Origin of the sequence: Streptomyces panacea (assembly GCF_040560175.1) — a bacterium.
Taxonomy (GTDB): domain Bacteria; phylum Actinomycetota; class Actinomycetes; order Streptomycetales; family Streptomycetaceae; genus Streptomyces; species Streptomyces panacea.
The window spans coordinates 1-10,180 of sequence record NZ_JARJHW010000235.1; the positions used below are offsets into that span (position 1 = coordinate 1).

At 69.4% G+C, this 10,180-nt stretch carries 9 protein-coding genes; 1 reads left to right on the plus strand and 8 read right to left on the minus strand.

What is annotated here, in order from left to right; translation table 11 throughout:
• Positions 1 to 349 precede the first annotated feature (349 nt).
• Positions 350 to 526, minus strand: coding sequence for a hypothetical protein (locus tag P3L51_RS32720; protein WP_354608971.1), 177 nt, complete (start codon positions 524 to 526; stop codon positions 350 to 352).
• 969 nt (positions 527 to 1,495) lie between these two features.
• Between P3L51_RS32720 and P3L51_RS32725 the strand changes: the two genes are divergently transcribed.
• The gene (locus P3L51_RS32725) at positions 1,496 to 2,563 is read left to right on the plus strand and encodes a DUF418 domain-containing protein (protein ID WP_354608972.1); all 1,068 of its coding nucleotides are present in this window, start codon (positions 1,496 to 1,498) and stop codon (positions 2,561 to 2,563) included.
• A gap of 12 nt (positions 2,564 to 2,575) precedes the next feature.
• Here the strand turns inward: P3L51_RS32725 and P3L51_RS32730 are convergent, their stop codons facing one another.
• The 7 genes from P3L51_RS32730 to P3L51_RS32760 form a co-directional block, all read right to left on the minus strand.
• Positions 2,576 to 4,399, minus strand: a complete 1,824-nt coding sequence (locus P3L51_RS32730; protein ID WP_354608973.1) for a type IV secretory system conjugative DNA transfer family protein — start codon at positions 4,397 to 4,399, stop codon at positions 2,576 to 2,578.
• Complete coding sequence (locus tag P3L51_RS32735) at positions 4,396 to 5,829, minus strand: putative type IV secretion/conjugal transfer ATPase (protein WP_435594578.1); 1,434 nt, start codon at positions 5,827 to 5,829, stop codon at positions 4,396 to 4,398. The genes P3L51_RS32730 and P3L51_RS32735 overlap by 4 nt, the downstream gene beginning before the upstream one ends.
• Before the next feature lie 128 nt (positions 5,830 to 5,957).
• Positions 5,958 to 7,454: an SCO6880 family protein gene (locus P3L51_RS32740; protein ID WP_354608974.1), complete on the minus strand. Its 1,497-nt coding sequence runs from the start codon at positions 7,452 to 7,454 to the stop codon at positions 5,958 to 5,960.
• Positions 7,455 to 7,582: 128 nt separating this feature from the next.
• A complete protein-coding gene (locus tag P3L51_RS32745; protein ID WP_354608975.1) occupies positions 7,583 to 8,749 on the minus strand; it encodes a hypothetical protein in 1,167 nt (388 codons plus the stop codon).
• 1 nt (position 8,750) lies between these two features.
• Complete coding sequence (locus P3L51_RS32750; protein WP_354608976.1) at positions 8,751 to 9,539, minus strand: DUF8175 domain-containg protein; 789 nt, start codon at positions 9,537 to 9,539, stop codon at positions 8,751 to 8,753.
• 24 nt (positions 9,540 to 9,563) lie between these two features.
• Positions 9,564 to 9,872 carry a hypothetical protein gene (locus P3L51_RS32755; protein ID WP_354608977.1) on the minus strand — a complete coding sequence of 103 codons (309 nt, stop codon included), beginning with the start codon at positions 9,870 to 9,872 and terminating at the stop codon, positions 9,564 to 9,566.
• A gap of 41 nt (positions 9,873 to 9,913) precedes the next feature.
• Positions 9,914 to 10,180, minus strand: a 267-nt coding sequence (locus P3L51_RS32760) for a hypothetical protein (RefSeq protein ID WP_354608978.1), incomplete at its 5' end; no start/stop codon positions are given.

A 10,180-nucleotide genomic window follows, 5' to 3' on the forward strand; every position in this document is an offset into this window, starting at 1 on the left:
GGGTGATGGGCGAAGATGTCTGGCGGTCGGCAGCGCAACGGGAGCAGAGTCCAGCCGGTGGTCGCGGAGTTCGCGCGGGTGATCGTCAGTGTTCGTACGACCACCGGTGGCGGGTGAGGGGAAGCGGGCGCTCAGCTGGAGCCCGTCGCGGTTGTCCTCGAAGTGCGGTGGCAGATCACTCTCCGGCTGCCACCGTTTCGCACTCGGCGTCCAGATTCCCCGGCCCCGCACGCGTCCCGCAGCGAGACGGGCACCTGCAGCTCGTACGGAATGAGCTCGACCCGTGCCGCGCTCGTCCGCCGCCTCCAGCCGCAAGCGTGCCGCCGCCCACAGGCCCGAGGGATGCTCCTTAGCCGCCCGCGCTCTCCGCGTCCGTACCGGCGTCGTCGGCGATGAGGTCATCCAGCGCCGGGACCGGGGTGCCGCCGAGCCGGCCCACGGTGGCTCCGCGGAACCGCTCCTGGAAGGAGTTGACCGCCTTGCGATCTGCCCTGAGGCCGGCGGCTCCAACCGGTCCTTGCGGCATGGGCCGCCACCGCCACCGCCACCGCCTCCGCCACTGGTCGGCGAGTTGGACCTACTCCTGCGCGGGCACCCTAACCGGCTGGTTCAACAGATGCCCGCAGGCGTCGTGACCCGGGATCCGGCCGCAGCGCCGCCCTCCCCACCCGGCCGGGGACGGACGGTCGATGTCTGACGGCGATGCGGCGCACGATCTTCTCGGGACTGTTCTGCCACGTGGTGCCCGAGGACCACCGACCGCGCTACACGTCGCCGCACTTCAGGGCACGGACGTCCTCACATGGTGGAGGAGCGGATGGCCGGCTTTCTGAACCGTTTGGGTGTGAAGGCCGTTGTGCTCCTCGAACCAGATCCGGCGTCCGGCCGGTTCCTTGCATCTGACAAGTCCAGGGAGAGAGCGCACATGCCTGAACGGAATCCGGCTCGTCGTATAGCTCCGCACGGTCTGCTGAAGCGGCGGCGTCCCGGGACGGGCACGGCGGAGGATTCGCCGCAGGAGGCCCCGTCGACAGTCAGCCGTGCACTGCGACTCCCCGTTTCGCCCCTGCCCGCCGCTCTGCTTCCCCTGCCCGAGGGGTTCGACCTCTCGCCGGAGGCCGCCGCACCCCTGGCAGCCCCCGAGCCGGAGTCGAGGCGACGCGCGGGCTGAGTGGGACCGACACGGCAAGGCGCCGTACTCGCGCCGTACGCCGGCGTGAGTGGTCACCCCCGCTCAGCGAGCCGATCGCGCTGGTCGAGGGTTTCCTTTTCTCGTGTTGGGCTCCCGTGGTGAAAGAACCAGCGATCGATGATCGGGTGCGGAATCACTGTTCGCCCCGCCCCGCGTCGGTCCCGGAGGCCCGTTGTGCGTTCCCCACGCCGTACCCAGACTTTCCGTGGCACCGAGACTCTTCCGAAACACGACCGTGTACGAGACATCGACGCTCTGCGCGGATTCGCCCTGCTGGGCATTCTCCTGGTCAATGTCCAGGCCATGGCCGGACCCCACATGGGTCCGGGTGGTGAGCTGTCCGTGGAGTGGGTGGACGAGGTGGCCGGCTGGCTGGTCACGGCCCTGGTCAGCGCCAAGTTCTACCTGCTCTTCTCCTTCCTGTTCGGATACAGCTTCACGCTCCAGAGAGCTGCCGCCGAGCGTGCGGGAGCACCCTTCGCTCCCCGGCATCTGCGCCGACTGACCGGCCTGTTCCTCCTGGGACTCGCGCACGGCGTCCTTCTCTTCCCCGGCGATGTCCTGATGATTTACGCGGTGCTGAGCCTCGTCCTGTTCGCGGCCAGGAACATGACGCCGCGCACCGCCGTACGAGTTGCGTCCTGGCTCATCATCGGCACCGCGGCGTGCCTGCTGACCTGGGGGCTGCTCACGGTCGCCCTGTCGGAGCCGATGCGACCGCAGGACGGTACGGCGGCGCTGCACGAGACGGCGACGGCCTACCGGGGCGACGCCGTCTCCGTTGTCCAGGCCAACCTGCGCCGGCTGCGCGACGGGCTCGGTTGGAACATCCTCTACAGCGCCGACATGCTGGCGGCCTTCCTGGTCGGACTGGCCGCAGGCCGGCGCGGGCTCCTCGCCGACACCACCCGGTGGCGCTCGTGGATGGGGCAGATCGTCGTTTGCGCTCTGCCCGTCGGACTGGCCGGGAGTGTCTTCATGGCGCTGTGCCGCAACTGGCCGCTGGACGAGCGCTGGTACCACGTCGGCTCCGCTGTCGGTGTGCTGACCGCCCCCGCACTGACGGCCGCGTACGTGTGCGGGCTGCTGCTCCTGCTGCGCACACGGCCCGGTGACCGGATCGCCGGCGTCCTGGCCGGGGCCGGCCGCCTGGCCGTGACCCACTACCTCACGCAGTCCCTGGTGATGGCGCTGCTCTTCACCGGTTACGGACTGGCCTGGTACGGCCGCTTCGGCACCGCCGTGTTGCTGGCCGGCTGCCTCGCCCTGTACGCGGCGCAACTGGCTCTCGGAGGCTGGCTGTCCCGGCACGTCCGGTACGGGCCGGTCGAGTGGATGCTGCGCGCGATGACGCTGGCGCGCAGGCCCTGAGACCTTGCCCGGTCATGGCTTGCGCAGGGGCACCGCGCCTCTTTCCCACCTGCTCGCGTCGTCTTCTACAGCGGGGGCGGAGGCGCCGGCCCAGGAGCGGGCGGCCCGCTCGGTGATGGCGGCCGTCTCGGCTTTGGCCGCCGCCGAGATGGCGCCCGCGTTGGGCTCCTTGTACCAGGGGCGCAGACGGATCAGCGCGGGCCGCACACCGGTGGCCAGCAACAGGGCGGTGCCCTTGGGCAGAGCGCGTATGCGGTCAGCGGGCAGGACCGGGTCCAGCCGGTAGGAGTACGAGCGGGAGGTGCCGTCCTTGCTCTTGGACCAGGAGGCTGTGCGTACGTCCTGGTTGCCGACGAGCTTGGAGACCTTCTCCACGAAGTCGGCGTCGTCGAGGCCGGCGCCGAGCAGCTTGATCGTGGCCGCGCTCCACAGGGCGTCCATGCCCGCCTCGCCCCATACGCGGCTGCCCTGGCGGTAACTCTGCAGCAGGGTCACGACGTTGATGCCGCGCGAGCCGAAGTGGCTGTACAGGTCGGGCAGGTCGGAGATGCGGCAGACGTTGGCCGCCTCGTCCAGGACAGCGGTCATCGGAGGGTCGAGGCGCCCGCCCATGCGCTCGGCGGCGACCACGCCCGCGCGCATCGTCGCATCGGCGAGTCCCGCGATCACGCCCGCGGCCGAGCCGCCGCCGTCCTTCGACAGCAGATAAAGAGTGTCCCGGGCCAGTACGTGCTCGTGCGGCTTGAACTGCGGAAGCGCGGGATCGGGCGTGACCCAGGCCACGATCTCCGGGTCGAGCAGGCAGGCCACGCACTGGCGGGCGGTCTCGTAGATACCGTCGCGCGTTTCCACCGCGCCTCTGACCGTGCCCTGCAACTGCTCGGCCATGGCGATCATGTCGACATCCCGCAGCAGGTCGATCGGCGTGCGGTCGGCGGGGTCGGCGAGCCAGGCCAGCAGGTCGAGCACGGAGGCCCGGCCACGTGCGGCGGCCAGGAACAGGGAGGTGAGAGTGTTCTGAGCGGCGGATATCCAGAAGTCTTTCTTCGACTGGTCGTCGTTGACGGAGGCGACGAAGTGTCCGGCCAGACGGCGCGCGCCCTCGATGGTGTGGCAGTCGGAGAGAATGTCCCACCACATCTCGCGCGGGGTGTGGGCGATGCCCTGCGGGTCGAACGTCCACACCCGACCGGCCTTCTCGCGTTCGGCACGGGTGACGGAGTAAACGTCGGACTTGTTGGACGTCAGCAGCACCGCGCCCTGGGCGCGCAGCACCCGCGGGACGGCGATGCCGGTGGACTTGCCGGCACGCGGGGCCATCAGGTCCAGTTCCACGTCCTCGTAGGAGGAGCGCAGTTCGGGGCCGTTGGGATCGAGATCACCGAGCAGGTTGCCCGTCTCGTCGGGGTGCAGATGCTGCCGGCCCTTGAGCGAGGGGCGCAGTTCGCGGGCGCGCTCCGCGATACCGTCCGGGGACATGGCGGCCAGCTCACGGTTTCCGGCCAGTCCCTTGGGCCGGGAGACGTACCGCATCACCCGTCTTACGACCAGCACACCGGCGGCGACGGCCGAGCCGAAGACCAGGGCGATACCGGTGACCACTGCGGCCGGTGAGGCGCCCGGCCAGAGTTCCGACGGGCCGTCGGTGACCAGGGTGGCGAACGTGGCCAGGGAGAACGGCGGAAACTGCCGGCCCGCACCGGTCAGCGCGGCGCCCAGCGTGCCGCCGAGCCACACGCCCCCGAAAAGCACCAGGCACGCGGACGCCACCAGGACGATGGCCCAGGGCGCCAGCTCGCTGCCGTAATTCTTTCCCTTGGACGCGTTCGCGTTCACGCGGGCCACGTCCTTCCCGCGTCCGACGGCTTGGAGAGGTCGTGCGCGGACGCCTGCTCGATGACGGGCTCGTTCTGCGCCCAGCGTTTGTTGGTGTCGTGCAGTCGCCGTTCGGTGTCGGTGATGGCGACCTGGATCGGGATGCCGGGCCGGCCGCCTACCTTGATCAGGAAACGGCCACGACCGGGCGGTTCCTCGCGGGTGCCGCCGCCGGCCCAGCCCGGGGGCGAGGACCAGGAGGAGACCAGTTCGATCTCCCGGCGGGAAAGACCCACGATCTGGCCCAGTTCCTCCATCTCCTGGCGCGGCAGCCCCGCGCACACCACCATGCCGGCACGTTCGACAAAACCGCGTGCCTTGACCCGGTCGGTTTCGGAACCCAGCGACTCGGCGTCCTTGAGCGTGTGTGTGATCTTGGCGTCGCCCAGGCCGAGGCTGCGGTTGAGCCGGGTCAGGGCGTCGATGCGGTCCACGATGCCCGAGGCCGCGCGCAGCGGGCGCCACAGCTCGTCGAGCACGGTGAAGAACCAGCGCCGGGGCCGCAGGCCCGCGTCCGCCAGGGCGTGCGAGGCGGCCACGGTGCCCAGGCCGTCGGACCAGGTGGCCAGCATGGCCGCCGCGGTGAGCTGGGTGTCCGCCTCACCGATCCGGGAGATGTCCACGCATACCGCCGGGGCGTCCAGGTCGATGCGGGTGGATGTCTCGGAGGCGAACGTGTCGCCGAGTGGCCCGTCCAGGATGCCCAGCAGTGAGCGGTGCAGCGGGTCCACTGCGGCGCGGTAGCGGGAATCGTCCCCGCGGTCCAGGGTCACCGCCCTTACCCGGTCCGGGCCTTCGGTGATGACCCGCAGCAGGTCGGGCAGCAGCGGCTGGCGGCCGGTCTGGGTGCGCTCGCGCAGATGGTGCAGTGCTGCGGAGAGCACCGACTGTTCGTGGTCGTCCACGGGACGGTCGCGCACGATGGTGACGAGTGCGGCGACCATGTTGAGGACACGGCCGTGGGTCTCGGCGATCAGCACCCGGCCGGCCTCGCCGCCGATGCGCCGGGCGGCGGCGCCCATGGCCCCGGGGTCCAAGACGTTGATGCCGCCCACCCCGCGCCCGATGGGCAGGACCTGCCCGCCCAGCGCGCGCACGGTGTCGGCGTAGTCGGGCTTGAGGTCGCCCAGCACCAGCGGCACCACACCCGTGGCGGCCAGTCCGATGAGCATGCGGTTGATCAGGGTGGACTTGCCCAGGCCCGGCATGCCGAGCATGAACAGCGAGGGGTTGGAGATGTAGTGGGCGCGGGTGAACCACGACAGCGGGTCGCCGCAGACGGTGGCTCCGGTGAACAGGTGCTGGCCCAGGGGGACACCGCTCATCGGCGCGCCCGAGCCCGCCGCGAACGGCCACAGGCCGCACGCCTGTACGGTCGTGGCCCGCCACATCGTCGGCGGATCCATGTTGGCCACCTGGCCGCCGCCGGGGCCGGGCCAGCCGCGCGGAGGCACCAACGGTTCCCGGGGCGGCCTGGCGGGTCGCTTCTTGGTGCCGCTCCCGGTCGTTCTTCTTGTCGTCACAGTGCTTCCTTCAGCTCGCGCGGCACCAGCGTGTACTCCCACGGCAGGATCCCGGCCGGCAGCGTGCAGCTGAACGCCGCAGCCTGCATACGGTCGGCCGGACGCATCAACAGCCGGGCTCCGGCCAGTTGGTTGCGTACCGAGGTGTTCGCGTCGTCCAGTTCGGCGTCGGTGTCGACCGTGACCGTGACCATCAGTGAGAACTCCACCAGGCCGGCGCCGGTCGCCTCCTCCACGGCCGTCTGCTCGGCGGCGTGCACCTCGTTGGCGGCACGCGCCTGCACCATGCCGCGCTTCGAGGTGGCCATGAACTGTGCCGCCCGCCTGTCGGCCTCGACGATGCGCGCCGAGGTCGCAGGATCGATGGGGCGGTACAGCAGCGCGACGCGCTTGCGGCGGGTCCCCGGAGCGGCCTCCAACAGGCCGCGCAGCACGTTGGCACGGACCGTGCCCCGTGGGGCCAGGGTGAGCATCCAGGTCCGGGACACCCCGGAGTCGTGGTGGTAGGAGCCGGCCTTCTCCACAGTCGCCGCGGGACCGGCGTCGTCCCAGTCCAGACCGGTGCCGCCGTACTGTGCGCGGGCGTCCATGACGTCTCCCGCGACGGCCGGGTCGTAGGCCACCCGCACGACTTCGGCGATGCGCTCCGCCGACAGCGGGGCAGCGGGTCCGGCCCCGGCACCCACCAGTCCGGACAACAGGCCGGGAATGCGGATGGCGAGCTCCGTGATGATGTCTTCGCTCTTGCGCTTCTGACCGTTGGGTGACCCGTAGGTCAGCGCGATGTAGGTGTGCATCTCCGAGGACGCCATCGGGTATCGCTGTACCACTTCCTCCATGACCGCCCGCGCCGCCGGCGGGGCGTCCGGGTGGATACGGGGCAGCAGCTCGTTGGCCAGCCTGTTGCCCGTGTCCGGGGCGGTCTCGACCACCACCGAGGCGCCGCGCAGGCCTGGTTCGGCGGACAGCCGGGCCAGCCAGTGGCCCCAGGACGCCACCCAGGTGTCCACCTGGTCGGGGTCGACCAGGGAACCGCCGTCGGGCTCGCAGCCGAGCACGATGGTGTAGAGGTTCCGGCTGCTGTGGTGCAGCACGCCGAACGGCTGGTCGTAGGCGTCCCTGCCTTCCTCGACCTTGACCCGGCTCAGCAGTCCCGGCGGACGGAACCGGCCTCCCGGCCGCGAGGACAGCGGCCCCGACACGTAGGTGGCAGATCCCTTGGCCTTGCGCTGGAACCAGCTGAGGCGCAGGGCGGTGAGCTGATAGACGTTGCGCCCGTCCTGCGTGCGGGCGGCCAGCGGCAGGAGAAACAAAACCTGCATGACGAGGGCGACCAGGGTGGCCTGTAGCGAGATCAGCGACAGGAAGAGGTCGACGACGATCCCGCCGAACACCCCGATGGTGCCGATGAGGCCGAGCGGCCCCAGCCCGGGCCGTCTGGGCCTGCGCCAGTTCCCGTACGTGGGATGGACGACGCCAGCTTCGGTGGACATGGGGGTACCTGCTTCGCTTTCGTTGAGTTGATCGGGGGCCGACGAGGGGTGATTCATGGTCCGGGCCCGATTGGAGCGCGGCCGGAGGGTGGGAGGGAGGAACGCCGCTGAACGCCGGCCGGCTCAGGTCAGCGGTCCGGGTTCCTGTTGGCGCCCTCCACTCCGCTGGCGATGACATTCGCCATTCCCTTGGCGACCTTGGACGCCGTGGACGCCGCAGCCCCGGCGATCGGGGCTGCCTTCGCGGCGGCAGCCCCGATGCCCGACGAGGAGCCGCCTCCGCCCGACGGGGAACTGCCGCCGCCTGACGAGGAACCGCCGCCTGTAGAGGAGCCGCCACCGCCCTGACTCGCCGCTCCCGAGGCGCTGTTACTGCTCGCACCCGACGGCGACTGCGATCCGGACAGAGCAGCGGCCGCGAGATTGATGGCCCCTCCGCCGAGCGACTTCGCTCCGGAGGCGATGCCGCCGGCGACGCCCATGGTGGCTTGCCCGGCCGAGTCGCCGCCGAGGGCCTCCGTCGCCGGAACGATCACTCGCATCAGTGCCGGCAGAGAGATGGCCGAGAGGAGAAGCACTCCCATTCCCGCGATCTGTGTATTGACCTGCGAGACGCCTTTCGCGTTGACCATCACGGACCCCGAATAGAGCACGAGACTGACCGTGGGCTTGTACAGCAGCCAGGCGACCAGCCACCCGATGTGCTTGCGCCACCAGGTGGCGCCCCAGTCCGTCATCGAGGCGGCGGCGGCCACGGGGAGCGTGCCCATCAGAATGATCATCACCCCGAGCCGGATCCACATCAGGAGCGCGTGGATGACACCGGAGATGATGAGGAGGCAGGCGATGATCAGCAACAGCATCGCCGAGATGTCTCCACCGCATTCGATGCCGTTCATCAGGTTTTCGAGGGCGCCCGTGAACAGGTAACTGGAGTACCTGTCCATGAGGGTGGCGAACGTGATGATCACGGAGGTCGCGGCCGTGTTGACCAAGGTGATCCGCAGGACGCCCTTCAGTGCTGTCTGGCCCGCCTCACCGCGTCTGTCCAGGGCCATCTTGACCGCGGCGAAGAGGATCGAACCAACCGCCAGATACACGACGATCCACTGCGTCTGCCGGTTGATCACATCCGACGTACCCTTTTCGTGAGAACCGATGTCGCCGACGGCTTGGAAGATCGCGAACGCGCCTTCCATCGCGATCTGGGCGAACATCCTGAGGATCTCGCCGACGGTGTCGCCGAACAGAAGCTCCAGGAAGTCGATGCCGCCGCCGCAGTCCGTGGTCTCCATGTCACACTCCCCACGCGGCGAAGCCGTCAGGCCTCGCCTGCCGTGTTGTTGATGAGTAGGGCGACCCTTCGTTCTGAGGAGCCACCTTCCAGTCGCCGTCCCGCCAACGCACGGACACCGACGTCGACAGGTAGCCACCCACGGGGTTGACGAGAAGCAGGCGCACGGTCGCCGAGTCGGCCGTGTAGGACGTCAGGGAAAAGCCCGCGAATCGCCCGAAGGTGTTTTCCGCGGGATCCGTCTCACCGGCCTCGACCTTCCCGATGACGAACCTGTCGCGCGCCTCTCCGGGCACGAGTTGCTGCTCCGCGACGGCGCGCCACGCGCTGCCGCTCAACTGGAGGGGTATGACGTGCGCCGCCAGTACCGCGCCCGTGGGCGTGTGCGCGAAGCACCACCAGACAGAGCTGTCTGTGTGCAGCGGTCCGGCCGACAGCGAGGTGGGGACCATGACGGTGGTGAGCTTTCGCCACCGCAGATCCGCCGGTGTGGTGGTCGGTCGCGACGTGTTCCGGTCGTCGGTGCGGCAGTTCGCCGGCCGGCCTTCCGGGCCGCCCCTGGCTTTTTGCGGATCGCCGGGGGACAGCGGCCCGCTCAGCCCGGACAGCGTTTCCCGGCTCTCGGCCGCGGTTGCCGTTTCGCTGGATGAACTGTCGATGGTGGCGCCGGTCGACAGGGCCACCAACGACATGACCACGAAAAAGCCGAGAAAGCCGGCCGAGTGAATCCATCCGCGCTGCTTGTAGAAGGGCCCCTCGACGGGCTTCCGTTTCCGTATCGAGCGGAACATGCCGGTGCTCTCTCTTACCGTCGGTCAGTTCTCCTGGAAGAAGAATGTGACGACGGGGCCGGCGGCGGCGATGAGGATACAGCCTCCCAATACCATGCCCAAGCGGCTCATATGCTCAGAGCCCTCTCCGCGTTTGACGGACACAGCCATCATGACTCCGGTGATCAGGACACCCGCCACACCAGCTGCCGTGCCGGCCCAACTCGCTATTCCCAGCACGGTGTTGACCGCGTCGGCCAGCTCTCCGGGGGCCTTCGGCTCCGGCTGGGGGACTTCGCTGGTGGCCAGGTAGTCCCAGCCCTTGGCGGAGAGGGCAAGCAGAGTGTCTTTCATGGGGGTCTCCAGTGTCATAACAGTCAAATGTTCAAGTGCCACTAAGGCAGGAGGTAGGGCTCGATCACGAAGTCGACGAGCGGCCCCGCGGTGACGGCGAGAATGCAGCAACCCAGAATGATGGCGAGCCCTCGGAAGTGAGTGGCTCCCTCACCCATCTCGCCGCGGCGCAACTGCAAGGCCATTTGGATGCCGATGACGATCACGCCTGCCACAGCTGCGGCTGTCACACTCCAGGCGAGGTATTCGAGTAGTACGATCCCCTCCCCGGACGGATCGAAGAGACAATCATCGGTCGGGACGCCGTC